Here is a 21,522-nt window from a genome sequence, read left to right on the forward strand (position 1 = left end):
CTCCGTAAGGGGTTCATCGGCATGAGTGCCTTGAATACTTCGGGCGGGCTGAGCACACACAAGTGGGGCATCCTGCTCGTGCTGTGCGGCGCGATCTTCCTCGAAGGCATCGATGTGGCCATGCTCAATGTGGCGCTGCCGTCGATCCGCGCCGACCTCGGACTTTCCACCGGTGAGCTGCAGTGGGTCATGAGCGCCTACGTACTCGGCTACGGCGGCTTCATGCTCCTCGGCGGCCGGGCGGCCGATCTGTTCGGACGCCGTCAGATGTTCGTCTTCTGGCTCACTGTCTTCCTGCTGTTTTCCGGGCTCGGCGGCTTTGCCACCGAGGGGTGGATGCTGATTGCCGCGCGGTTCATCACCGGCGTCGCCGCAGCCTTCATGACTCCGGCAGGTCTCTCCATCATCACCACAGGCTTTGCCGAGGGGCCGGAGCGGAACAAGGCACTGCTCATCTACTCGGGCACCGCCGCAGGGGGCTTCACGATCGGTCTGGTCGCCGGCGGGCTGCTCACTGCCGTCGGCTGGCGGTGGGTCTTCTTCGCCCCGGTCATGCTTTCCTCCCTCATCCTCGTGGCGGCCCTCGTGTTCGTCCCCAAGTCGGCGCGCCCCGACAGATCCGGCATGCGCGTCGACGCTGCCGGCGCGCTCACCGTCACCGCTGCTCTGGTGCTGATCGTGCTCGGCGTCGAGCGTGCGGCCCACGCGGGGATCACCGCCAGCGCCGGCACGTTGCTGGCCGGACTGGTGTTCCTCGCGGCCTTCCTCATCATCGAACGGCGGTCTGCCGAGCCCCTGGTACGCATGGGCATCTTCCGCAACGGCTCCCTGGTGCGGGCCAACCTTGCGGCGATGCTGTTCGCCGCCGGATTCTTCGGTTTCCAGTTCCTCGTGGTGCTGTATCTCCAGGAGTTGCTTGGCTGGTCAACATTGCAGACGAGCTTCGCGATGCTGGTCATCGGCGTCGACGCGGTCCTTTCGCCGACTCTCACCCCACGGCTGGTCAATCGCTTCGGCAACGCCAGGGTGATCTTCGGGGGTCTCCTGCTCGCGGTGATTTCCTACGGGCTGTTCCTCCCGGTGGGAGCGGACTGGAGTTACGCGGCGATGTTCCCGAGCCTGCTCATCCTCGGTCTCGCGTTCTCCCTGGCGTACGGCCCGCTCACCATCGCTGCCACGGACGGGGTCGCGGAGGAGGAGCAGGGGCTCGCGGGCGGCCTCCTCTACACCGCCTTCCAGTTCGGCGCCGCCCTCGGACTCGCCGCGGTCACCGCCGTCAGCGTGGCCGCCACGCACGGGGAGACTCCTGCCGCCCTGCTGGACGGCTACCGGGCCGGTCTGCTTGTCCCGTTCGCGGCAGCCGTCGTCGCAGCTGTCATCAGCGCCTTCGGCCTGCTCTCTCGGCGGGGCGGCGCGCCGTCCGCCGCGGTGGACGCTGCGGGTGAGCGAATCGACGCCCCTGTCTCCCCCTGGGAAACGACGCGTTCGTGAGACAGGGCTCTCCGGCCACGAGCGGCGAGACCCTGCCTGGCACCGTGACCGGTGCCAGGCCCGCGTGCTGTGTCACAGCAGGTGGTCGGCCTTGCCGGCCTTGATGTCGAGGATGAGCTGCTGGAGCGCCTCGCGGGTGTCGGTGAGGAAGTGGTCCTCGGAGCCGAGGACGGTGATGTAGCTGTTTCCTTCAGCGTCCGTCCCGAGCCTGAAGCAGTTGTTTCCCTCGCCGCAGAAGGGCGCTTCCCAGTCGATCCCGTTCATGCCGGACGTCCTTAGAGTTGTCGTGAGATGGCGTGTATGAAATCCCGGGAGGCGGCGGTGGAGAGCGATTCGGCTTCCATCCAGTCCAGATGCGCCCGGTACTTGGTGAGTTGGGCTTCCGCGTGCATGAACTCGGGCCGATGGGCGGAATCCAGTTGCACGGTGTCGAGTTGGGGCACGACGCCATGGGCGTAGAGCAGCGCGTGTCCCGCCCCTGGGAATGCTCCTCGCTCGACCGGAATCACTCGGACATCGATGTGCTCGCGCTCGGATGCGTGGCAGAGGTGGAGCAACTGCTCCCGGGCGACGCTTCGTCCGCCGAACTGCATGCGTAGCGCGGCCTCGTGCACGTATCCGACGTAGTCGACCGCCGGTTCACGGTCGAGGATCTGTTGCCGGTCCATGCGATGGGCTACCCGCAACTCGACTTCCAGCCGCGACAGCGCGGGCAAAACGGCACCGAAGACTGCGCGGGCATAGTCGTCTGTATGCAACAGGCCGGGGAGATGGACCGTCTGCGCGGTACGGATGTGGACGGCATGCCATTCGAGTTCGGCGATGTCCAGCAGCCCTGACGGCAGCTTGCCCCGGTACTCCTCCCACCAGCCGCGTTTCCGCTGCTCGGCCATCTCTACGAGGGCATCGATGTACAGCCGATCCGCGCAAGCGAAGTTGCAGGCAAGCGTGCGCACGCGTGCCGGTGTGATCGGGCGGACCCCGGACTCCATGTTGGAGATCTTGGTTCGGTCTATGCCCAACAGGCCCGCCGCATAGGACGTGGTGGCCTCGGCAGCCAGGCGCATCTTGCGCAGCTCGGCACCGAGCCGTCTCTGTCGTTCAGTCGGCGTGGAACTGCTGGGCATGGGTCTCTCTTCTCGCGGGTGGCTCCAGTCTGCCGCTGTACCGGCATGTGAGTCCAGCCAGTTGGGGGCAATTGCCTCTGACTGGACGACACTAGTGCCACGCTTGGGCTACATTCGGTGACGCACAGCTCACGTTCCGATGAGCCGGAAGTGCATCGCGCGGTGCTGCCCGCTGTCTCCTGCCCTGGGAGGGGGTGCCGCGCCAGGGAGACAGGCCACTGCTCATCGGACTCGACGCGAGCCACTTGTGCGCATCGACGCGAAAGAGAGATCCGCCAACTCGCCACCCGAATCAGGGGAGTCAGCCATGCACTCATCTCCGCTCACCGCACTCTGCCCGGCCGCCGTCGCCGAGACGTGGACACCGCCACGCCCGCACCCCTACCTGCGCCCGAAAGTACGCACCGGGAGCGGGCGGGAGCGCGGGCTCACGTTGAGCTTCACGCTCCCCGGCGAGATCCGCAGCGCGTACATCGGGCGCACCGCGATCGCCGCCGCGCTGGAGGCGCACGGGCTCGTCCGGTTCGCCTGGCCGACCACACATGCCGCGTCCGAACTCATCGCGGTGACCGCCAGGATGAGCCCCGGCAGGGAGCTCTACGTATCCCTGCGGCACCGCGACGACGCCGTTCGCCTCCTCGTCTGGGACCAGCACCCGCACCACGTCGAACCGGACCTCGCCGCACTCTGCGAAGAGCGGCGACGGCGGGCGCTCTGGCTGTTGGCCGCTGTCGTGGACGACTGGGGAGGCGAGTGGGGTGTGTGCGAGGCGCCGCAGTCGCAGCAGGGCACCAAAGCCTGGGTGGCCCTGCCTCGTTGACCCGCGTCGTCGTCGAGCAAAACGGGGGAAGGCCAATCGGGAGAGGTATAGGCGCGCGGCGGAGGGTCGCCTGTGTCTCGGGGTGGAGTCCGGCGTCGTGGATCAGGAGGCGGGCGACCGTTTCGGCGGGGGAGCCGGAGCGGGGGTCGAGGAGGGGGAGGAGGCTCCGGGCGCGAGCCGCGCCGTTCCGGGGGCTCGCGAGTTCGGCGTGGAGCGCCCGGAGCCGGATGAGTGCGGGGCGGCGGGTTCCCCCGACCCGGCGTGCGGAGAGGGCGGAGTCCGCGAGGACGACCGCCTCGTCACGGGGGAGGTGCCGCATCAGGTCACCGACCGTGCGGACCGGGGACGTGACGTGGAGCCCTCGTCGAACGGTCCGGTCGGCGGGGGAGAGGGGGAGCCGGTGGATACGGGTTCCGGGACGCCCGCGGTACGGGCCGGGGCGCGGGTCGGTGAACTCGTTCTCGGCGGCGCGGTCTGGGCTGTCGCGTAGAAGCTCCAGGCGGTGAAGAGCCGCTGCGGTGCGGTGACTGCACACGAGGTTCGGCTGGAGGTTCTGTAAGACCCGGGCCCGGATGAACCAGTCGACCCTGAGCTCCGGGGCGGCCCAGGCGCCTCGGTGGATCGGCTGCCACCGCTCGTACCGGAGCCGGTGGGAGAGCTGCCGCCGCGTCCAGCCCGCCGCGACGGCCCTGGCGGTGAAGAGGACCCCGTCCGGTGCGAGATCCGCCAACACCCGTACGTCGGCTGCTCGCTGTTGCGCCCGCGGCCTCCGGGGCGGCGGGGTGATGCCGGCTGTGTTCATGGAGCCACGATTCCTCGGATGGCGCGGAGGCGTACGCGCTTGTGGATAACCCTGGGTGATGGTGCTGGCCGCGTGTTTCCGCGGTGCTCCGTCCGCCTTCCCCGGCCACGGCCATCCAGGTCGACGCGGTACTGAGTGAGCTCGCGTTGACAGGCGGTCGGCGGGTGCGTGTAATAGGCGGCGGTGTCGCGTGACGCTGGCCAAAGAGCAGTGGGCCGGCCGGTGATCGGGCGAGCACCCTTCACTCAAGGGTCCGTCATGAGTTCATACTCCGCGCCCTGTACCTGACGTAACGCAACCGCACCCCTTCGTCCCGCGTGCCGCCGTGTCCGGCGCGAGGCCGTGCGGTCGCTTCGTCCTGGGCACGTCACCACACGCCATGACCCGCAGTCGCTGCGGAATCACTGAAGCTCCCGGAGATACGCATCCGTATGCCCACGTCTTTCAATGAAACGATCATCGAGGAGTTCCGCGCCAACGAGGGGAAGGTCGGTGGCCCCTTCGCGGGCGGCGATCTCCTCCTGCTGACGACCACCGGCGCGAGGTCGGGGGCCGAGCGGACCACGCCCCTCGGGTACGTCCGCCACGGCGGGCTGCTCCTGCTCGTCGGGTCCAGCCTCGGCGCCCCGAGCCACCCCGGCTGGTACCACAACCTGCTCGCCCACCCGGTGGTGCGGGTGGAGATCGGGACCCGCACCTTCCAGGCCCTCGCGGTCCCCGCCGAGGGGAACAGGCGCGACGAACTGTTCGCGCACGCCGTGCGGATCGCCCCCGGGTACGGCGACTACCAGGCCCGGACCACCCGGGTCCTGCCCGTCGTCGTGCTGGAGCGCGCCGATCCCGATGGGTGGCAGGGACCCGGCGAGGTCCGCACTCTGGCCGACAAGGTCATGGAGGTTCACACCTGGCTGCGCGGCCAACTGCGTGAGGTGGCGGCCGAGGTGGAGGTCCACTTCGCCGAGCGCGCGGCTTATCAGGGGCCCGGTGAGCCGCCGGCGCCCAGCCTCGGGCTGCAGATCCGGCAGCGCTGCCTGGCGTTCTGCCAGGCCCTGGAGTTCCACCACACCAGCGAGGACGGGCACCTGTTCCCCGGGATCGCCCGCTACCACCCGCACCTGGGCGACACCTTCGCCCGGCTTACGGACGAGCACCGCACCGTCGCACGGATTCAGGCGGCGCTCGTGGAGCTGCTCGCCGGTATCGGGATCGCGGAACCGGCGCGCTTCCGGGGCGAGTTGGCGCGGATGTCGGCCGAGCTGAACGCGCATCTCGACTACGAGGAGGAGGTGATCGTCCCCCTCCTGGCCGAGGTTCCCTGGCCGCCGGTTCCGCCGGTGAACCCCGGCCGGTGACCGGGATGGTGGGGGTTCACCGGCTCAGTCCGTCGTCGCCGGGTCCCGTTGCCGTACCAGCGGCAGGTACACCTCGTCGACGATCTCGACGAGGACGTCGTCGGGCGCGGTAGGCAGCCCGCGCACCACGAATTCATTGCGCAGCAGGACCATGGCCACGGTGGCGACCCTGGGGTGGAGCGCCTCCGGGGAGGCCTCGCCGCGTGCGACCGCGCGGCCCAGGATCGTCAGCCAGGGGGCGGCCGCGGCGTCGCCGGACTGGTCCTGGAGCTGTGCCAGCAGCTCGGACGCGCCGCCCGCCGCGGAGAGCAGCTCGCGCAGGATCGCGCCGAAGGGGGAGCTCCAGTTGCGGTTCGCCCGGCGCAGCAGCTCAAGGGCGTCGCCGCGCAGTGAGCCGGTGTCGGGGGGCTGGACGGTCCTGGCCAGTTGCCGGTAGGCGGCGATACCGAGGGCGAGGCGGTTCGGCCAGCGGCGGTAGATGGCGTTCTTGTTGGTGCCCGCGCGGGCGGCGACCTTGTCCATGGTCAGGGCGGCGAACCCGGACTCGGTGAGCTCGGCCACGGCGGCGCGCAGGATCGCCTCCTCCAGGACGGCTCCGCGTCGCCGCGTCTGCCCGGCGGCGGCCGGCTGCCCCGTCGCGTCCCCTGCCATGGCGCCTCCTGCTAGCGGTACCGCTCGTACCCTTCCATTTTGCTCGCCCGCCCCGCGCAGCCACAAATAGGGTACGGTCAGTACCGTAATTGTGCGGGATGGGCGGGAGAGGGTGCGACGTATGCGAGCCAGGGGAATCAGTTACGACACCGGTTTCGTCAACAACGGGACGACGTCCCGCAAGTCCTTCGACCCGGCGGAGGTCGAGCGCGAGCTGCGCATCATCCGTGACGATCTGCACTGCAACGCGGTCCGTGTCATGGGCGGTGACCCGGACCGGGTGGAACTCGCGGCGACGTACGCCGCCGACCTCGGCATCGAGGTCTGGTTCTCCCCCTATCCGCTCGAACTGACCGCCGGCGAGACGCTGGCGCTCTTCGCCGACTGCGCCGAGCGGGCGGAGCGGCTCAGGCTGCGGGGAGCCGAGGTCGTGTTCGTCAGCGGTGCCGAACTGAGCCTGATGAACAAGGGGTTCCTGCCCGGTGACAGCACCGGCGAACGGGTCGCCGCTCTCCGCCGGCCGGACTTCGCGCGCGAGCACCTGGGCGCGGTGAGCGCACACGTCAACGACTTCCTCGGCCAGGCCGTGGCGCTCGTCCGCGAGCGCTTCGGCGGCAAGGTCACCTACGCCGCCGTGCCGTTCGAACGTGTCGACTGGGCGCCCTTCGACATCGTGTCCATGGACCTCTACAGGTCCGCTGAAACCGCCGACCGGTTCGCCGACGGAGTCCGTGACCTCGTAGCGCAGGGGAAGCCGGTCGCGATCACGGAGTTCGGCTCGGCCGGCTACCTGGGCGCGGGGGACCGGGGCGCGGAGGGGCTGGAGATCGTCGAGTGCGGCGAGGATGGCGCCCCTGTCCGGCTGAACGGTGAATACGCCCGCGACGAGGCCGGTCAGGCCGCGTACCTGCGTGAGCTGCTGGAGGTCTTCGAGGCCGGAGGCGTCGACAGCGCCTTCGTGTTCACCTTCGCCCTGTACGACCATGTGCACCGCCCCGACGGCGACCCCCGGGAGGACCTGGACCGGGCCGGCTACGGCATCGTCAAGGTGTACGAGGACCGCCTCGGGGTCACCTTCCCCGGGCTGCCGTGGGAGCCGAAGGCGGCGTTCACGGCCGTCGCCGATCAGTACCGGGAGCGCTGAAGTCCGTCGTGGCGGCGCGCCGCCCCCTGTCCACATCCCCGCCCCCGGTCGCGGTGGCCTGGACGAGGAGTTTCAGCGCGGCCTGGGAGGCCGAGCCGGGGGCGGCGGTCACCATGACCAGGGACTGCTCGGGTTCGGACGGCACGGTCAGCGTCTGCTGCGTGACCGTCAGGGAACCGACGAGCGGGTGCCGTAGCTCGTACTCGGCGGTGTCGCACGCCCGTACCCGGTGGTCCGCCCACATGCGCGCGAACTCCGGGCTCCGGGTCGTCAGTTCACCGATGAGCTGGGTCAGCCGGGCGTCCTGCGGATGCCTCCCCGCGACCAGACGCAGATTGCCGACCACGGCTCGGGCCTTCGCCGTCCAGTCGACGTAGAGCTCCCGGATGTGGGCGTCCAGGAAGACCAGCCGCGCCATGTTCGGCCGGTCGGCCGGGCGCTCCGGGCCCGTCGCGTCCACGTGCCCGGCCAGCAGCGCGTGCCCCGCCGTGTTCCAGGCCAGTACGTCGCTGCGCCGCCCGGTCACCACGACGGGCACCTCCTCCAGCGACCGCACCAGTTCGCGCACGGCCGGGCCCGGCCGCTCGGCCGGGGGACGGCGGGCCGTGACCCGGTGCCGGCAGGCGGTGGCCAGGTCGTGCAGGTGCAGCCGCTCCGTCTCCTCCAGGCACAGGGCCCGGGAGATCGCGTCCAGCACCTCGGTGGAGGCGTGGCAGGAGGCGCCCTGCTCCAGACGCGTGTAGTACGAGGCGCTGACGCCCGCCAGCAGGGCCAGCTCCTCACGCCGGAGCCCCGGAACCCGCCGGCGGTCCCCGTAGGTCGGCAGCCCGACGTCCCGGGGCTGCAACTGGGCCCGTCGCGCTTGCAGAAAGGCCCCGAGCTGTCCGTGTGCGTCCATGGCCCCGAGTATCCAGTGCCGGGCCCGCCCGCAGCCTGCCCCTGCCAGGGATAGGCAGAACCGGGGCTGGTTGCCCATGCCGACCGGACACAGAGTTGGGGCCACGAGCGAACCCCCGTCGCCGAGCGACAGGGCCGCCTCGCACCGCACCACCGTCCACTACGCACTACGCAAGGAAGCAACGTGTCAGCGAAGTTCGCACGGAACGTACTGGTCGCCGCCATCGCGACGGCCTCCCTCGCCGCCTCCCTCGCCGTAGGCCTGCCCGGTTCGGCAACAGCTGCCACGGCGCCGCTGTCACACGCACGCATCACCCAGCACTTCGACCTGGACGGCAAGCAGATGCCGGAGAACATCGTCCTGGAACCCGACGGCAGCGTCGATCTGTCCTTGTCCGCCGCACGACAGATCGCCCAGGTCACCCGCAACGGCAAGGTACGGGTGCTGGCGACCCTGCCCGCGCCGGCCGACGACGGCGTGCACACCCCGGCGCTCGGCTTCCCCCTGGTCACCGGCCTGGTCAGGGACGCGCACGGCACGCTGTACTTCCTGTACGCCACGGGTACCGCCGACCTCACCGGCGTCTGGCGGCTCAGGCCCGGCGGCACCCCGGAGCGGATCGCCGCACTGCCGGCCGACGGCCTGCCCAACGGACTGGCACTGGACTCCGGCCGGCTCTACATCACCGACTCGGTCCGCGGCGTCATCTGGCGCGTACCGGCCGGCGGCGGCACCGCGAAGGTCTGGGCGGACGGCCCCGAGCTCGCCTCGACCGGCTTCCTCGGCGCCAACGGCCTGAAGGTGCACAACGGCGCAGTCTGGGTGTCCAACCTGGACAAGGGCACCGTGGTCCGTTACCAGGTGAGGAGGAACGGCACGGCGGGCCCCGCCCGGATCAAGGCCGAACAGCTCGCCGGAATCGACGACTTCGCCTTCGTCGGGCGCAGCGACCGGATCCTCGCCGCCCTCGACCAGACCGACGAGGTGGCCCTGATCGAGCCCGACGGCACCCACACCATCGTGCTCAGCGCCCAGGACGGCCTGCAGAACCCCACGGCCGTCGCCGTGCGCGGCGACACCGTGTACGTGACCTCGGCCGCCTACCTCACCGAGGAGGACCCCAACCTGCTCACCGCCCGTATCCACCACCGCCACTGACGAACCGTCACGGTCGGCGGCCGGCGCCTGCCGCGCCCCTGCCGCACCCCCGCCCAGGGAGATTCCATGAGCATCACCACCACCCCGGACCGCACCGCACTCGAACACCTCGACCCCCAGGACTTCCGCTTCACCAGGAAGGCGTGGATCGCGGCCACCCCCTCGCGGGCCTACGACCTGGTGAGCGAGGTATCGATGATCGGCACCTGGAGTCCGAGCGCGAGCGAGGTGAGTTACGACGACGGAGCCGGCCCTCGTGCCGGGGCCTGGTTCAGCGGACGCAACCGGCGCGGCGACCGCGAGTGGACCAGCCGCTCACAAGTGCTGAGGGCCGAGCCCGGCGAGACGTTCGCCTTCGTCGTGGAGGGACTCGTCCAATGGTGCTGGACCTTCCGCCCGCTCGGAACCGGCACCGTCGCGGAGCAGTCCTGGCAGCTGCTGGGCCTGGAACCGGTGCTGGGCACCACCCGCGCGGAGCTGGACGCGCTGCTCGCGCACATGGCGGACAGTGCGGAGACCACACTGGTCGCCCTGGGACGCTGGGTCGCCGAGGAGGGCGGTGACGGCGCGGCCTTTTAACAATGCCGTTCGGTCAGCCGCCCGGTGGGCTTGCCAATGGGTTGAGCTCGATGCGGGCGGCGGTCCGCGCGGACTGACGTCGGACCGGCCCCGCGCGCGGCGCCCCAGCGCCCTGCACCTGGCTGAGACCGCGTTCTCCAAGCTGGCCGAGCAGTACCGCTCGGCCAGGTCATGCTGAAGGCCGGTCTCACCGACTCCCACCACGACGCGGTCACGCAGACCATCACCCGCGCCTGCGACGTGCGGTATCCGCACCACACCCTCCGGCCGGGCGGTCGCGGGAGCGGTCCGGGCGCCACTCGTACGGGCGCACTTCACCGGGGTGGCGGCCAGCCTCCCTACGCCGCCCCGCCGGGATTGGACGATCGATGCCCCGGGTCCGCTGCCGTGGGCGGCACGTGCATGCGCGACCACATCGCCGCTGGAGGGTGCCCGCATGTTCCGTCCGCTGCGTGCAGCGATGTCCTCGGCACCAGGTCCGGCCGACCACGACGACACCACTGCCATCCGGACACCAGCCACCCGCGATGTCGTCCTGGCGACCTTGGCGACGACGGCCGTTGTGGTCGTCCTCGGTCTGCTGACCGGGACCGCGGTGCTCCTTCTCGGGCTGCTGGTGTTCCTGCCGGCGTTCGCCGCCGCCCTGTGCAGCCCGCGCCAGACGGCGCTGGTCTCCGCCTGGGTGAGCCTCGTCGTCGTCGCGCCGGTGGTCTTCCAGCCCGGGGAGCGGATCCTCAACCGGGTGATCCTGGCGGTGTTCGCCGTCGGCTTCGGCGCGCTGGCCGTCTACGGCACCCGGGCGCGCGTCATGCGTGAGGACGCCCTGGTGCGGCTGCGGTCCACCGCCGCGGCGATGCAGAGGCAGATCCTGCGGCCGTTGCCGCTGCTCACCGACGATGTCCTGGTGGACGGCGTGTACGAGCCCTTGCAGGAGGACAAGCTGGTCGGGGGCGACATCTACGACGTGGCGGCCACCGCGTGGGGCACCCGGGTCCTCATCGGTGACGTCCAGGGGAAGGGGCTGGCCGCCATCGGGATGGCCATCGACGTGGTGGGGGCGTTCCGGGAAGCCGCCCACCGGGAGCCGACGGTGACCGCGCTCGTCGACGCGCTGGAAGCGGCGGTCGTCCGGCACAACGACTACGCCGGACAGCGCGGTGAGCCCGAACGGTTCGTCACCGCCCTCGTTCTGGGAGTGGACGCGGGTACCGACACCCAGGTCGTCGGCTGCGGCCACATTCCGCCCTACCTGCTGCACGAGGGCGTCGTCACCGTCGTCGGCACAGGGGAGGAACACGTACCGCTGGGCCTGGACGATCTGGTCGACGAACCACGCACGGTGGCATGGTTCGCCTTCCCCGCCGGGGCCACGCTGCTGCTGTGCACCGACGGCCTGACCGAGGCCCGTTCGCGCGACGGCGCCTTCTATCCGCTGGAGGCGCGTCTCGGCGGCCGCGTCGACATCACCGCCGGCCGGCTGATCGGTTCACTCGTCGACGACGTGCGGAACTTCACCGCCGGAGTGCAGCAGGATGACCTGGCGGTTCTCGCGGTACGCCGTGCCCCGCATCAGGCACCGTAAGGACCGGCCCCCTTCGGCGCGCCGTCAGTTGACGCGCTGCCCCCACGCTCCCGGTCCGCACGCTCACCCTCAACTCTCAGTGAGCTGCCCCGGCTGTCAGTCGGTCAGGAGCACGGCGCCGAGGGAGATCAGGGCGAGGACCTTGGCGGCCTCAAGGGCGATGTAGTACAGATGCGTCGTCGAGCGCGGAAGGTCCTCGCCGGCCAGGACGCGGTCGGAGCGCCGGTTCAGGCGGGGGCGGACGACCGCGAGCTGGCCGGCCAGTACGCACACGGCGACCGCCGTGAGGACGACGACGGCCACCGTGGGCGTGCCGACGGCCACCGCGGCGATCAGCACCAGCGCCAGAGCGGCTTCGGCGAGGTTGAGCGCACGGAAGACGAGCCGGCCGATGCCGAGCCCGATGGGGACGGTCACCCCCGGCGCCCGGAACTTCAGTGGCGCCTCGATGAACGAGATCGCCAGCACCATCCCGAGCCAGACGAAGGTCACGGCCCCTGCCGTGGCCGCTGCTTCCGCGTTCATCGTGGCGATGCCGCTTCCTCGGGTGCGGCGCCGGCCGGGGCGAGGTGGGCCAGGCAGACGTCGGGTTCGGCGAACGGTTCGAGCCGGGTGGCCCGGACGGGGGCGTCCAGCTCCGTCAACGCACCCTGCATCAGCCCGAGATGGAGCGGGCAGACGATCGGCCCGTACTCCTCCGCGAGTTCGAGGAAGGGGCAGTGGCGCAGCCGGATCAGGTCGGGCGCCGCCTCGTCGTCCCCCGATGTCTCGGGGGCGAAACCGAGGTCGGTGAGCATCGCGGTCAGCCGGGCGACGGACTCGCCGTGGGCCGGCCGGTGAAACGGGGGCACCCGGTCGATCAGGTGCCTGCCCCAGGCGCGGCCGGTCCGGGTGGCCTTCACCCCGGCGTCCGCGCCGGACGCGGCCAGCTCACTGACGAGCATCCGGGCGAGCAGGCGGTAGCCCCGGATCCCGCCGCGGTCCATTCCGGGCCGGGGCGCGTAGACCGTACGGGGACGCCCCCGCCCGGAGGACTCCCGCCGACTGCACTCGACGGCACCCTCCGTCACGAGGGCGTCCAGGTGGAAACGCACCGTGTTGGGGTGGACGCCGAGCTGTCCGGCCACCTCGGTGACGCCCAGCGGGCTGTCGGAGGCGCGCAGCGCGTCGAGGACCGCCCGGCGCCGCGGTGTCTGCGGCGCAGCCGTGTCGTCACGGGTCATGTCGGTCACCCTTTCCGGCTCCGGGGAGGCGACGCACCGCCGGAGGAAGAATTTTTCCAAATTGTACATGTAATAATCGTGAACCGAGTTCCGGAAGGCGAACAGGAGCACTCAGCCATGGCACCGTCAGACGACATCCACATCGAGGCCACCGAGACCGACCCCGCTGTCCGTGCCCGGACCGCGATCCACCGCGGACACCGGGAACTGCTCGCCGGACTCGCCGCGTTCACCGGGCCCGAACCGGCCGCGGGGTACGGGGACTCCGTACACGCGGAACTGACCGGCTTCTGCACCGGCGAGCTGCGCCGCCACCTGGCCGCCACCGACGGGACGCTGTACGCCGCCGCCTCCGGGGCCGCTGATACGCGCCTGCTCGTACGGGCCCTGCGCAGCGGCCTCGCCGCGCTCGACGCCCGTATCGACGCAGTCGCCGCCACCGGCGACGCCGCGGCCGCCGTGCCGCTCGCACGCGCGGTCGAGGCCGTACTGGCGGTGCATCTGGAGGTCGAGGAGTCGGTTCTGCTGCCCGCGCTGGCCACGCTGCCCGGCGCGGACCTGCCGGCCCTCGTCGCGGACCTGCGCACCCTGCTGGACGGCGGCCGGCTGGACACCCCCGCGGTCATCGACGTCCGTGAGATCCCGCACGGACGCAGGCACCCGCGGATCTTCGCCCGCTTCGGCCGGCTCGGTCCGGGAGAGGCCTTCACCCTGGTCAACAACCACGACCCCAAGCCGTTGCGCCGCGAGTTCGAGGCCGCCCACCCCGGCGCGCACACCTGGGACTACGTCGAGTCCGGTCCCGACGTCTGGCGGGTCCGGATCGGAAGGGTGACGGCGGATGCGTGACGTACACCCCGGCCGTCCGGGACCGGCGGGCGGCGCAGCCGGTGCGGGGAGCCCGCTCGGGCCGGCGCCGAGCCTGCTGTGCGACGTCGCCGCAGTCGCCGGGCTTCCCGGGGAAGGTCCGTCATCCGCGGGTGCGCGGTGGAGGCTTGCCGAGCCGGGGCGCCAGCTCGACGCCAACGTCGTTCACCTGCCGCCCGGTCAGCGGGTCGAGACGCACACCGAGCCCGATCTCGACGTACTTCTGCTGGTCGTCGCCGGTCGCGGCACCCTGGAGGGGACCGACAGTGCCGAACAGCTCGCCGCGAGTGGGCTGTTCTGGCTGCCGCACGGTTCGACGCGCCGCATCACGGCAGGCGCGGACGGTCTGTCCTACCTCACGGTCCACCGCCGGCGCCCCGGCATGACCATCCGCTCGCGCCGGGAGCGGCCCTAGGTGTTCCGTCCGCGAAGCCCCGTCCGGCGCGCGGCGTACGGCGGGACTTCGCGGACACGACCTGGACAGGGGCGGGCGACCGGTTCGCGCGGGTGAGCCGTCCGGCGGTGCGGCGGCTCGACGCACGGTTCGGCAGGCGCTCGGCGCACCCGGCCGGGTACCGGAGAACCGGAGCGGAGACGCACGGAGTACGGTCGGCAAACCGGAGCAGAAGAGGATAGACGGCACAGGGCGTCTTCCGCGTCCCCCCGCGTCCACGCGGCGGGAGGCGTCCGACTGTGCTCGCCCACCTCCCTACGTCCCCGGAGGCTCATCCTTGTCCAGCAAGATCAGCGACACCGCCACCGGGGCGCCGCGCCGGGCAGCCGGGCATCCCGGGCCCACGCGGCGCTGGTCCGTCGCGCTGCGGCGGACGCCCGTCTCCCTGTGGAACGACGACCTCTCGGACTGGGCGGCGGCCCTGACGTACTACGCCATCCTCGCGCTGCTCCCGGCGCTCCTGGTGACGGTGTCCGTCATCGGGCTGGCCAATCCCCGGGCCACGGACGCCCTGATCGCCGACATCACCGCCTTCGCGCCGGCGGAGTCCGGCGCCGCGCTGCGCCAGCCCCTGGAGGCGGCCACGCAGCAGCGGACCGCGGTCTGGCTGCTGGTCGCGACCGGGACCGTCAGCGCGGTCTGGTCGGCGTCCAGCTATCTGGCCGTGTTCCGGCGGGCGCTGCACGCGATGCACGGGGTACGGGACACCCGGCCCGCCCTGCGCAAGGCGCACATCATCGTGGCGACGGCGATCGGGCTGCTGCTGCTCCTGATGACCAGTGCGTTCGCCCTGGTGCTCTCCGGCCCGCTGGCCCGCTGGCTCGGGCACCGGATCGGCCTGGCGCATCTGGGGGACGCGGTGTGGGCGGTGCTGAAGTGGCCCGTGCTGCTCTGTCTGGTCGCCTGCCTGATCACGGTCCTCTTCCGGACCGGTCCGGCATCGGCGCGCGGTTCGAGCCGGGCGCTGCCGGGCGGGGTGCTGGCGGCGCTCCTGTGGCTGGTGGCCTCGGCGGGATTCGCGGTGTACGCGACGTACATCGGCTCCTACAGCCGGCTGTACGGGTCACTGGCGGGGCTGGTGGTGTTCCTGATCTGGGTGTGGTTCACCAACCTGGCCCTGCTGACGGGCGCCCAGTTCAACGTGGAGCTGAGCCGGGTGCGGTGCCGGCCCCCGCGAGCCCAGCATGATCCAAACGAGAGGCCCTAGGCCCCCGTGCTGCCGTCGACGAGCTCCCGGATGATGTCGAGGTGGCCGTTGTGCCGGGCGGTCTCCTCGATGAGGTGCAGCAGGATCCAGCGCAGATCGGGGTGGTGGCCGTCGGATCGCGGACGCTTCGCCGGGGTGTCCAGGTCATGGGCGGCGACGAGCTCCCGGTAGCGGGCGCACTGCTCCTCGTACTCCGCCATCACGTCGGCGAGCGGCATGTCGACGGCGATGCGCATCTCGCGGTCCGGATCCTCGTCGGTCCACGGGCCCTCGTCCTCCCCGCCGAGGAAGTCGATCTCGAACCACGCGTACTCGACCCAGCGGAGATGGTTGAGCACACCCGCGAGCGTCATCAGGGGCGAGCCCGGCAGCAGGGCCTTGCGCGCGTCCTCCTGAGCGAGGCCCTCGCACTTGGCCAGCGCGGTCGCGCGGGTGTAGTCGAGGAAAGTGGTCAGCTGTGTGCGCTCGTCCCAGGCGGGAGGCGAATCGGTGCGTGTCATCGCGGTACACCCTCGTGGCTCACCGACGGCCTGTCCACCGCTTAACCCGTGAGGCGGCCCTTCCTTGTTACTGCTGGGGCTGATGTGAACTGCCGGAAGCACTCCGGGCCGGGCCCCCGCCACCGGGGAGCTGCCTTGGGGTCCACGCGTGGGCCCGTGGGCCCACGCCTCGGGCGGCAGGGCTGATTACGCTCATGAGTGACCGACTGCGAGCCGTCCGACGCCACCGCCACCAGGCGGGCCGATCAGGCGCGCTCCGGTGCGCAGGGATCTTCACGCTCTACCTGATCTGCAGGGCGGTCACCTCTCGGCCGGCGTGTCCGGACGAAGCGGGTGCCCACACTTTTATGGGGTGCGGTGTCATGAGTGACGGATTCTTCTACTCGTACCACGTGGGCTGGAGCCGCCCCGATGCCGAGTCGCTGCTCGGGGACCTGGAGGCGTCCGGCGTCCGTCCCGCGCACCCGGCCACTCGGCGCATCACGCTCATCAGTCCGGGCGCCGAACCATCGGGCACCCAGTCGTGGGTGACCAGGGACCAACTGGTGCTGCTGGCCGGCCTGCAACGGCTGGACCAGGTCGACTTCCTGCTCTGGGTGAGCAGCGGAGCCGAGATACCCACCCGGGTCCGGCGGACGGACGACGGGACGGTCGCGCTGCAGTTCGCCCTCGGCGCGCTGAGCCGCGACGAGCGGGAAACGGTCGTCCGCGCGATCCGGGAGGCGATAGGCAGGGCCTCGGTACTCTGTATCGGCTTCGTCGTCGACCGGGAGGGCGCGTCGGCGGCGACCGACTGGAGGGGCTTCATCGTGAAGGGGGCGGTGTACTTCGACTGCTGGCCGGACACGCTCGCGGTGCGCTCCGAAGTCGCGTCCATGCAGCCTCAGTTGTCCGGGGTGAGCTCGTTCGAGCAGTCCCCCTGGGTCGTCTACGGCAGCGAAGTCCCCAGCCGGTGACGGTAATAGTTCACGCCATGTGGGGTGTTCGCGAGCAGAGCCCCGATCAGCTGGCGGAGCGATGGCTCGTGCTGCTTCGCGCGCTGGCGGCGATCGACGGCGACACCTGCGGCCAGTGGCACGAGGCGGCCGAATACGACGAGACACCGCCCGCCGTTCAGCTCACCGACTCGGCCGTCGCCGCGTACATCGACCGGCGGAATCCCGAGCCCGACGCGGACTACATCGGGCGGGTGGCGTCGCTGAGCACGGCCGCCGGCGGCCCCGGCCGGCCCCAGGTGGGGACATGGATCAACGCGGGAGGTTCGGCCAGCCGTGTTCCTGACAGCTGCGTCGTCAAGCTCCGTTCGCAGGAGCTCGACGAGTCGGCGGACCTGGTGCGCCGCTCCGGAGAGGTGATGGCCGCGGTCGGTGCGAGCTGGGACGCCGACTGGGGCGAGGTCTACGACGACGACGAGTACGACGCCGTGGCCGACGAGTTCGGCCTCTCGGTGACGGTTCCACGCGGTGGCCGGTCCGTGTACCTCTCGCCCGGCCGCGCGGCACTCGCCCCCGAGGGGCTGCCGGGGACGTACACGCGCACCGCTGCCGGCGGCCTCGTCATCGACCTCACCCGTGGCGGTACGGCGGAACCATCCCTCGCGTCGATCGTCGAGGCCAACCGCGTGCTGCGCGCCGCCGGTGCGCTTGAGCCGCTCCCCGTACCCTTCGACCGCGACAGGTTCTGACGCGCGGAGCGAGAGCCTGACCTCGACGGCTGCTCGCTGATGGCGCACCCGGCCGGGGTCAGATGCCGCTGCCGACGCCGACCGTGGTCACGACGAGCAGGATGATCCCCAGGTAGCCCATGGCGGCGGCGCCGTCGTCGCGCCAGGAGTACGAGCCGGAAACGGCCGACTGCGTCCCTTCGTCCTCCATCAGCCGGTCGACGGCCAGGCCCACGGCCGAACCGGTCACCAGGGTGACGACCGGCAGCAGCACGCCCTCGACCCCCACGGCCTCCGACGGAACGGTGTATCCGTAGCCGAGCGCGGCCAGCGGAACGGCGAGCGAGGCGAGCGGGTACAGCAGACGGGACGAGCGCTGCTCGTCGGGCAGGACGCGGGCGGCGGCGAGAACCGCCAGCGCGGTGATGATGACGGCGGGCACGTACACCAGGGCCAGGCGCCAGGTGAACACGTCGAGCCGCCCGTCGGTGTCCAGCTGATCGACGAGCCCGCGCGCGATCAGATACCCGGCGATGAGGTGGACGAGGGCGCCCACGGCCCAGCTACGGGCCAGCGAAAGGAGCGAGCCGCTGCCACCGGGTCTGCCGCGACCACGCCCGGGAGGTACCTGCCCCGTGCTGCCGCTTCCCCAGCCGCTGCCACCGCTCACGGTTCTCCCTCTCACTCTCCGACATCCACTCGCACGGCCTGTGCCTGGCACGCCCCGACCACCGGGCGCGGCACGAGCGTACGGCGTACGGGCCCGGGTGACCTGGGCCGTTGGCCCCAAAGTCGGGCCCAAATACGTGAGACGGGGTTGCGTGGTGGGCGCGACCGCGGGTCCGGCGGGCGGACGACGGGGCGGGCTGGGTGCTGAGGCCGGGGTCCGATCAGCTGGCGCTGCTGCGCCGGTGCACCGAGGCGTTCCGCACGGCGATGCCCGACCGTGAGCAGCGGGAGTTCGTGCTGGGGGAGTGCGGCGAGAGCCTGCCGGTCCTCTTCGCGGCGGATCCGGTGGCGGCCGCCGATGCCGGCCTGCCGGTGACGGAGGACGGGCTGCGCGCGGCGCACACCCTGCTGGTCACCCTGCTCGCGCTCATCCCGTCGGAGCGGGCCTTCATGGAGCGGACCGGCCACTACCGCGACCATGCGGCGATGATCGCTCTCGGACTCCGGCGCGGATTCGCCGCACCGCCCGCCGGCCAGGGCCGGTGAGCCGGGCCCACCGGGGACCGGCACCCGGCCAGGGGCGGCCACCGCCGAGGACCCCGGCACGGTGATAATCGGCCGTATGTCCGCAGAACCTTCCCCACAGGCCACCCGCTTCCGGGCGCACCCGCGGCCCCCGGAGCACCGGCCGGTCCGCGGACGTGCCGCCGCCGCCCTCGCCTCGGCCGCCCCGGCGCTCGGCGCCTACGCGGCCGTGCGTGCCATCGGGCTCGTCGTCTTCTGGGGGGCCGCGGCCGGCGCCGGGAAGGACGCCTTCCATCTGCTCGCCGAGCGCTGGGACTCCGTCTGGTACCAGCGGGTCGCCGAGAACGGCTACGGGTACACCGTCCCGCTCGCCGACGGCGGCATCCACTCCGACCTGGCCTTCTTCCCGCTCCTGCCCGCGTTGGAGCGGGGCATCGCGGAGGTGACCCCGCTCGGTCTCGCGGGCGCCGGACTGCTGGTCGCCTGGGTGGCGGGTCTCCTGGCCGCCTGGGGGATCTTCGCCGTCGGCGCGCGGCTGTACGGGCGCCGCGCCGGGGTGGCGCTGGCCGCGCTGTGGGGGGTGTACCCGACGGCGTTCGTCCAGTCGATGGCGTACACCGAGACCCTGTTCACCGCGCTCGCCGCCTGGTCGCTGTACGCCGTGCTGACCCGGCGCTGGATCGTGGCCGGTGCGCTGTGCGTACTCGCCGGGCTGACCCGGCCGTCCGCCGCCGCGCTCATCGCCGCCCTCGCGATCACCGCCGCCGCCACCCTCGTGCGCGAGTACCGGGCCGGCGCCACCGACGGCATCGTCCGCCGCAACGGCCGGATGCTGGCCGGGGTGATCGTGGCGCCGCTGGGCTGGCTTGCCTACGTGGTCTTCGTCGCCGTGCGCGAAGGCAGCCCGTTCGCCTACTTCGACGTCCAGGCGCAGTGGGGCAACAGCATCGACGGCGGCGCGGCCCTCGCCTCGTTCATCGTCGGCCTTCCGCTGCCCGGAGCGCTCGGGCTGTGCGCGGCGCTGGCCGGTCTGGGGTGGCTGGTGTACCTGTGCGTACGGCAGCGCCAGCCGCTCCCCGTACTCGTCTACGGCATCGCCGTCGTCGTCATCTCGCTGATCGGATCCGGCTACTTCGGCTCCCGGCCCCGGCTGATGATGCCCGCGTTCCCGCTCCTGCTGCCGCCCGCCGTCGCACTGCTGCGGCTGCGCTCCACGGCCCGCGCGGCGACGGTCCTCGCGGTGCTCGCCGCGGCCTCGGCGGCGTACGGGGCGTGGACGCTGCTCGGCTCCGGCCCGCCGTGAGCTGGGCTCACGGACCCACGACATGTTTTCGACACCAAGGTCCGGGCCGCCCGATTGCCGTGGGCCCCCGGCCCCATCTCCGGGCTCAGCGGCCGCCGTTCAGCCGGGCGTCCCGTCGTTCAGCCGACCGGCCCGTCGCTCTGGGCGATCCCCACCTTCACGCCCGGCCGCAGCCCCCACTCCGCCATCGCGCCGGCCTCCGACTCGATCACGTGCCGGGCCCGGAGCCGGGGGAGGCCCAGCCGTCCCGGCTTCATCGTGTGGACCGCCACCACATTCAACTTCCGGTCCAGATAGGCCACATCGATCGTGAACCGCATGCGGAAGGAGTGCACACTCCCGCACGGTGTGATCAGCAGCGCGCCGTCGATGCCGTCCTGTCCGAGCAGCCCACGGCTCCGGTGACGGTACGACGCCGCGATCCGCAGCGGTATCGCTGTCTCCCGTTCCCCCTCTCGGTCCGTGATCGTGAGTGTTCCTGTGCCATTGCGCCATCGAGCCATGGCCATGACGGTAGCGCCACGTGACGGCCTCTGGGCCCGTAACGGCGTGCGATGGGCCCCAGGGCCCATGACCGCTGTGTGCCCGGAGCCTAGGGTCGGTGACGTGTACGCCATCCTGATAGGGGTCGCCGCCCTCTGGGGTGCCGCGACCGGACTGCTGGTTCCGCGCGCTGCCTACCGGTTCTCCGTCGAACCCGAGGACGCGTGGCGTGACGCCTGCCCGGCCGGCCACGCCCTCACCGGGCCGGGCCGCGGCTGGCTCGGCTCCACGCGCTGTGTGACCTGCGCGGAGGTGGGGGCGGCCGTCGCCGTGCACACGGCCACCAGGACCGAGGCCGAGGCCGCCCGTCCGGGGCCGGATGCTGTTACGGACGCGGACTCCCGTACGGACACCGGCCCGGACACGGACACGCGTGCCGCCGGCACCACGCCGCACCGGAGCGGCCCGCGCTACGCGCCCGCCCGCCTCGTCCCCGTCGTCTCCGCCCTCGGCTGCGCCGCCGTCGCCGCGACCACCGGGGCCCGCCCCGAGCTCGCCGTATGGCTGCTGCTCGCCCCCGTCGCCGTACTCCTCGCGACCATCGACCGCCGCGTCCACCGGCTGCCGGACGAGCTGACGCTGCCGGCCGCCGGGGCCGCCGCCGTCCTCCTGGGCGTCGCCGTACTGCTCCCGGAACACGGCGGCTCCTGGCTGTCCGCCCTGCTGGGTGGCGTCGCCCTCGGCGGGTTCTACTTCCTGCTCTTCCTCATCAACCCGAGCGGAATGGGCTTCGGCGACGTGAAGCTCGCGCTGTCGCTGGGCGTGGCGCTCGGCTGGTACGGCTGGGCCGTCGTGTTCGCCGGCGGCTTCGCCGGGTTCCTGTTCGGCGCGGTGTACGGCCTCGGGCTGATGCTCATGCGCCGCGCCGGGCGCAAGACGGGCATCCCGTTCGGCCCGTTCATGATCGCCGGAGCGCTGCTGGGAATCCTCGTCGGCGGCCTGGCCGCCTGAGCCCGCCCGGCTG

At 71.7% G+C, this 21,522-nt stretch carries 25 protein-coding genes; 16 read left to right on the forward strand and 9 right to left on the reverse strand.

Going from position 1 to position 21,522, the window contains the following annotated elements:
• Positions 1 to 21: 21 nt before the first annotated feature.
• Entirely contained in the window at positions 22 to 1,491 is a 1,470-nt protein-coding gene (locus ACZ6S6_RS30060; protein WP_469707830.1) for an MFS transporter, read from the forward strand.
• A 72-nt stretch (positions 1,492 to 1,563) separates the two neighbouring features.
• Here ACZ6S6_RS30060 and ACZ6S6_RS30065 read toward each other — a convergent pair whose 3' ends face one another.
• Both ACZ6S6_RS30065 and ACZ6S6_RS30070 read right to left on the reverse strand, forming a co-directional pair.
• Positions 1,564 to 1,755, reverse strand: a complete 192-nt coding sequence (locus ACZ6S6_RS30065) for a hypothetical protein (protein WP_469707832.1) — start codon at positions 1,753 to 1,755, stop codon at positions 1,564 to 1,566.
• A gap of 11 nt (positions 1,756 to 1,766) precedes the next feature.
• Positions 1,767 to 2,618, reverse strand: a complete 852-nt coding sequence (locus ACZ6S6_RS30070) for a helix-turn-helix domain-containing protein (RefSeq protein ID WP_469707834.1) — start codon at positions 2,616 to 2,618, stop codon at positions 1,767 to 1,769.
• A 307-nt stretch (positions 2,619 to 2,925) separates the two neighbouring features.
• Here ACZ6S6_RS30070 and ACZ6S6_RS30075 point away from each other — a divergent pair, with 307 nt between their 5' ends.
• From ACZ6S6_RS30075 to ACZ6S6_RS30085, 3 genes are all read left to right on the forward strand, one after another.
• On the forward strand, positions 2,926 to 3,438 hold the full coding sequence (locus ACZ6S6_RS30075; protein ID WP_469707836.1) for an ATP-binding protein: 513 nt from the start codon (positions 2,926 to 2,928) through the stop codon (positions 3,436 to 3,438).
• A 97-nt stretch (positions 3,439 to 3,535) separates the two neighbouring features.
• Positions 3,536 to 3,928: a hypothetical protein gene (locus ACZ6S6_RS30080; RefSeq protein WP_469707838.1), complete on the forward strand. Its 393-nt coding sequence runs from the start codon at positions 3,536 to 3,538 to the stop codon at positions 3,926 to 3,928.
• A 743-nt stretch (positions 3,929 to 4,671) separates the two neighbouring features.
• Positions 4,672 to 5,592 carry a nitroreductase/quinone reductase family protein gene (locus tag ACZ6S6_RS30085; RefSeq protein WP_469707839.1) on the forward strand — a complete coding sequence of 307 codons (921 nt, stop codon included), beginning with the start codon at positions 4,672 to 4,674 and terminating at the stop codon, positions 5,590 to 5,592.
• Positions 5,593 to 5,616: 24 nt separating this feature from the next.
• Here the strand turns inward: ACZ6S6_RS30085 and ACZ6S6_RS30090 are convergent, their stop codons facing one another.
• On the reverse strand, positions 5,617 to 6,243 hold the full coding sequence (locus ACZ6S6_RS30090; RefSeq protein ID WP_362965985.1) for a TetR/AcrR family transcriptional regulator: 627 nt from the start codon (positions 6,241 to 6,243) through the stop codon (positions 5,617 to 5,619).
• Between the two features lie 121 nt (positions 6,244 to 6,364).
• Between ACZ6S6_RS30090 and ACZ6S6_RS30095 the strand changes: the two genes are divergently transcribed.
• Positions 6,365 to 7,387 (forward strand): hypothetical protein, encoded by a 1,023-nt coding sequence (locus ACZ6S6_RS30095; RefSeq protein ID WP_469707841.1) that lies wholly within the window; start codon positions 6,365 to 6,367, stop codon positions 7,385 to 7,387.
• Here the strand turns inward: ACZ6S6_RS30095 and ACZ6S6_RS30100 are convergent.
• The gene (locus ACZ6S6_RS30100) at positions 7,353 to 8,285 is read right to left on the reverse strand and encodes a helix-turn-helix domain-containing protein (RefSeq protein ID WP_469707843.1); all 933 of its coding nucleotides are present in this window, start codon (positions 8,283 to 8,285) and stop codon (positions 7,353 to 7,355) included. The genes ACZ6S6_RS30095 and ACZ6S6_RS30100 overlap by 35 nt on opposite strands.
• Before the next feature lie 183 nt (positions 8,286 to 8,468).
• Between ACZ6S6_RS30100 and ACZ6S6_RS30105 the strand changes: the two genes are divergently transcribed.
• The 3 genes from ACZ6S6_RS30105 (at position 8,469) to ACZ6S6_RS30115 (ending at position 11,604) form a co-directional block, all read left to right on the forward strand.
• On the forward strand, positions 8,469 to 9,443 hold the full coding sequence (locus tag ACZ6S6_RS30105) for an SMP-30/gluconolactonase/LRE family protein (protein WP_362965991.1): 975 nt from the start codon (positions 8,469 to 8,471) through the stop codon (positions 9,441 to 9,443).
• 66 nt (positions 9,444 to 9,509) lie between these two features.
• Complete coding sequence (locus ACZ6S6_RS30110) at positions 9,510 to 10,022, forward strand: SRPBCC family protein (RefSeq protein WP_469707846.1); 513 nt, start codon at positions 9,510 to 9,512, stop codon at positions 10,020 to 10,022.
• 436 nt (positions 10,023 to 10,458) lie between these two features.
• Positions 10,459 to 11,604, forward strand: coding sequence for a PP2C family protein-serine/threonine phosphatase (locus ACZ6S6_RS30115; RefSeq protein WP_362965995.1), 1,146 nt, complete (start codon positions 10,459 to 10,461; stop codon positions 11,602 to 11,604).
• Positions 11,605 to 11,700: 96 nt separating this feature from the next.
• Here ACZ6S6_RS30115 and ACZ6S6_RS30120 read toward each other — a convergent pair whose 3' ends face one another.
• Positions 11,701 to 12,129 carry a hypothetical protein gene (locus ACZ6S6_RS30120; RefSeq protein WP_469707848.1) on the reverse strand — a complete coding sequence of 143 codons (429 nt, stop codon included), beginning with the start codon at positions 12,127 to 12,129 and terminating at the stop codon, positions 11,701 to 11,703.
• Positions 12,126 to 12,827: a helix-turn-helix transcriptional regulator gene (locus ACZ6S6_RS30125; RefSeq protein ID WP_469707850.1), complete on the reverse strand. Its 702-nt coding sequence runs from the start codon at positions 12,825 to 12,827 to the stop codon at positions 12,126 to 12,128. The genes ACZ6S6_RS30120 and ACZ6S6_RS30125 overlap by 4 nt, the downstream gene beginning before the upstream one ends.
• 117 nt (positions 12,828 to 12,944) lie before the next feature.
• Here ACZ6S6_RS30125 and ACZ6S6_RS30130 point away from each other — a divergent pair, with 117 nt between their 5' ends.
• The 3 genes from ACZ6S6_RS30130 (at position 12,945) to ACZ6S6_RS30140 (ending at position 15,355) form a co-directional block, all read left to right on the forward strand.
• On the forward strand, positions 12,945 to 13,676 hold the full coding sequence (locus ACZ6S6_RS30130) for a DUF2249 domain-containing protein (protein ID WP_469707852.1): 732 nt from the start codon (positions 12,945 to 12,947) through the stop codon (positions 13,674 to 13,676).
• Positions 13,669 to 14,109 carry a cupin domain-containing protein gene (locus ACZ6S6_RS30135; RefSeq protein ID WP_469707854.1) on the forward strand — a complete coding sequence of 147 codons (441 nt, stop codon included), beginning with the start codon at positions 13,669 to 13,671 and terminating at the stop codon, positions 14,107 to 14,109. Before ACZ6S6_RS30130 ends, ACZ6S6_RS30135 begins: the two co-directional genes overlap by 8 nt.
• A 316-nt stretch (positions 14,110 to 14,425) precedes the next feature.
• Positions 14,426 to 15,355 (forward strand): YihY/virulence factor BrkB family protein, encoded by a 930-nt coding sequence (locus ACZ6S6_RS30140; protein WP_469707856.1) that lies wholly within the window; start codon positions 14,426 to 14,428, stop codon positions 15,353 to 15,355.
• Here the strand turns inward: ACZ6S6_RS30140 and ACZ6S6_RS30145 are convergent.
• Complete coding sequence (locus ACZ6S6_RS30145; RefSeq protein WP_362967193.1) at positions 15,352 to 15,855, reverse strand: DinB family protein; 504 nt, start codon at positions 15,853 to 15,855, stop codon at positions 15,352 to 15,354. The two genes, ACZ6S6_RS30140 and ACZ6S6_RS30145, sit on opposite strands and share 4 nt — an antisense overlap.
• Before the next feature lie 362 nt (positions 15,856 to 16,217).
• On the opposite strand from ACZ6S6_RS30145, the gene ACZ6S6_RS30150 reads away from it, so the two are divergent.
• Both ACZ6S6_RS30150 and ACZ6S6_RS30155 read left to right on the forward strand, forming a co-directional pair.
• Complete coding sequence (locus tag ACZ6S6_RS30150; RefSeq protein WP_362967196.1) at positions 16,218 to 16,811, forward strand: hypothetical protein; 594 nt, start codon at positions 16,218 to 16,220, stop codon at positions 16,809 to 16,811.
• A gap of 17 nt (positions 16,812 to 16,828) precedes the next feature.
• On the forward strand, positions 16,829 to 17,539 hold the full coding sequence (locus tag ACZ6S6_RS30155; protein WP_469707859.1) for an Imm52 family immunity protein: 711 nt from the start codon (positions 16,829 to 16,831) through the stop codon (positions 17,537 to 17,539).
• A 58-nt stretch (positions 17,540 to 17,597) separates the two neighbouring features.
• On the opposite strand, the gene ACZ6S6_RS30160 is transcribed toward ACZ6S6_RS30155, so the two are convergent.
• Positions 17,598 to 18,188, reverse strand: coding sequence for a hypothetical protein (locus tag ACZ6S6_RS30160; RefSeq protein ID WP_362967201.1), 591 nt, complete (start codon positions 18,186 to 18,188; stop codon positions 17,598 to 17,600).
• Between the two features lie 200 nt (positions 18,189 to 18,388).
• Here ACZ6S6_RS30160 and ACZ6S6_RS30165 point away from each other — a divergent pair, with 200 nt between their 5' ends.
• Positions 18,389 to 18,733, forward strand: coding sequence for a hypothetical protein (locus ACZ6S6_RS30165; protein ID WP_469707863.1), 345 nt, complete (start codon positions 18,389 to 18,391; stop codon positions 18,731 to 18,733).
• Between the two features lie 76 nt (positions 18,734 to 18,809).
• Positions 18,810 to 20,015, forward strand: a complete 1,206-nt coding sequence (locus ACZ6S6_RS30170) for a hypothetical protein (RefSeq protein ID WP_469707865.1) — start codon at positions 18,810 to 18,812, stop codon at positions 20,013 to 20,015.
• A gap of 119 nt (positions 20,016 to 20,134) precedes the next feature.
• Here the strand turns inward: ACZ6S6_RS30170 and ACZ6S6_RS30175 are convergent, their stop codons facing one another.
• Positions 20,135 to 20,518, reverse strand: a complete 384-nt coding sequence (locus tag ACZ6S6_RS30175; RefSeq protein ID WP_469707867.1) for a DUF192 domain-containing protein — start codon at positions 20,516 to 20,518, stop codon at positions 20,135 to 20,137.
• A gap of 103 nt (positions 20,519 to 20,621) precedes the next feature.
• On the opposite strand from ACZ6S6_RS30175, the gene ACZ6S6_RS30180 reads away from it, so the two are divergent.
• The gene (locus tag ACZ6S6_RS30180; RefSeq protein ID WP_469707869.1) at positions 20,622 to 21,509 is read left to right on the forward strand and encodes a prepilin peptidase; all 888 of its coding nucleotides are present in this window, start codon (positions 20,622 to 20,624) and stop codon (positions 21,507 to 21,509) included.
• Positions 21,510 to 21,522: the final 13 nt, after the last annotated feature.

The sequence above is a fragment of the Streptomyces sp. NPDC048671 genome (assembly GCF_055587045.1).

What these genes read in the sequence shown, in the direction of transcription:
- ACZ6S6_RS30060 (WP_469707830.1), top strand. Translation starts at nt 22, where the DNA reads ATGAGTGCCTTGAATACTTCGGGCGGGCTGAGCACACACAAGTGGGGC.
- ACZ6S6_RS30065 (WP_469707832.1), bottom strand. Translation starts at nt 1,755, where the DNA reads ATGAACGGGATCGACTGGGAAGCGCCCTTCTGCGGCGAGGGAAACAAC.
- ACZ6S6_RS30070 (WP_469707834.1), bottom strand. Translation starts at nt 2,618, where the DNA reads ATGCCCAGCAGTTCCACGCCGACTGAACGACAGAGACGGCTCGGTGCC.
- ACZ6S6_RS30075 (WP_469707836.1), top strand. Translation starts at nt 2,926, where the DNA reads ATGCACTCATCTCCGCTCACCGCACTCTGCCCGGCCGCCGTCGCCGAG.
- ACZ6S6_RS30085 (WP_469707839.1), top strand. Translation starts at nt 4,672, where the DNA reads ATGCCCACGTCTTTCAATGAAACGATCATCGAGGAGTTCCGCGCCAAC.
- ACZ6S6_RS30090 (WP_362965985.1), bottom strand. Translation starts at nt 6,243, where the DNA reads ATGGCAGGGGACGCGACGGGGCAGCCGGCCGCCGCCGGGCAGACGCGG.
- ACZ6S6_RS30095 (WP_469707841.1), top strand. Translation starts at nt 6,365, where the DNA reads ATGCGAGCCAGGGGAATCAGTTACGACACCGGTTTCGTCAACAACGGG.
- ACZ6S6_RS30100 (WP_469707843.1), bottom strand. Translation starts at nt 8,285, where the DNA reads ATGGACGCACACGGACAGCTCGGGGCCTTTCTGCAAGCGCGACGGGCC.
- ACZ6S6_RS30110 (WP_469707846.1), top strand. Translation starts at nt 9,510, where the DNA reads ATGAGCATCACCACCACCCCGGACCGCACCGCACTCGAACACCTCGAC.
- ACZ6S6_RS30115 (WP_362965995.1), top strand. Translation starts at nt 10,459, where the DNA reads ATGTTCCGTCCGCTGCGTGCAGCGATGTCCTCGGCACCAGGTCCGGCC.
- ACZ6S6_RS30120 (WP_469707848.1), bottom strand. Translation starts at nt 12,129, where the DNA reads ATGAACGCGGAAGCAGCGGCCACGGCAGGGGCCGTGACCTTCGTCTGG.
- ACZ6S6_RS30125 (WP_469707850.1), bottom strand. Translation starts at nt 12,827, where the DNA reads ATGACCCGTGACGACACGGCTGCGCCGCAGACACCGCGGCGCCGGGCG.
- ACZ6S6_RS30130 (WP_469707852.1), top strand. Translation starts at nt 12,945, where the DNA reads ATGGCACCGTCAGACGACATCCACATCGAGGCCACCGAGACCGACCCC.
- ACZ6S6_RS30135 (WP_469707854.1), top strand. Translation starts at nt 13,669, where the DNA reads ATGCGTGACGTACACCCCGGCCGTCCGGGACCGGCGGGCGGCGCAGCC.
- ACZ6S6_RS30145 (WP_362967193.1), bottom strand. Translation starts at nt 15,855, where the DNA reads ATGACACGCACCGATTCGCCTCCCGCCTGGGACGAGCGCACACAGCTG.
- ACZ6S6_RS30150 (WP_362967196.1), top strand. Translation starts at nt 16,218, where the DNA reads ATGAGTGACGGATTCTTCTACTCGTACCACGTGGGCTGGAGCCGCCCC.
- ACZ6S6_RS30155 (WP_469707859.1), top strand. Translation starts at nt 16,829, where the DNA reads ATGTGGGGTGTTCGCGAGCAGAGCCCCGATCAGCTGGCGGAGCGATGG.
- ACZ6S6_RS30170 (WP_469707865.1), top strand. Translation starts at nt 18,810, where the DNA reads ATGTCCGCAGAACCTTCCCCACAGGCCACCCGCTTCCGGGCGCACCCG.
- ACZ6S6_RS30175 (WP_469707867.1), bottom strand. Translation starts at nt 20,518, where the DNA reads ATGGCTCGATGGCGCAATGGCACAGGAACACTCACGATCACGGACCGA.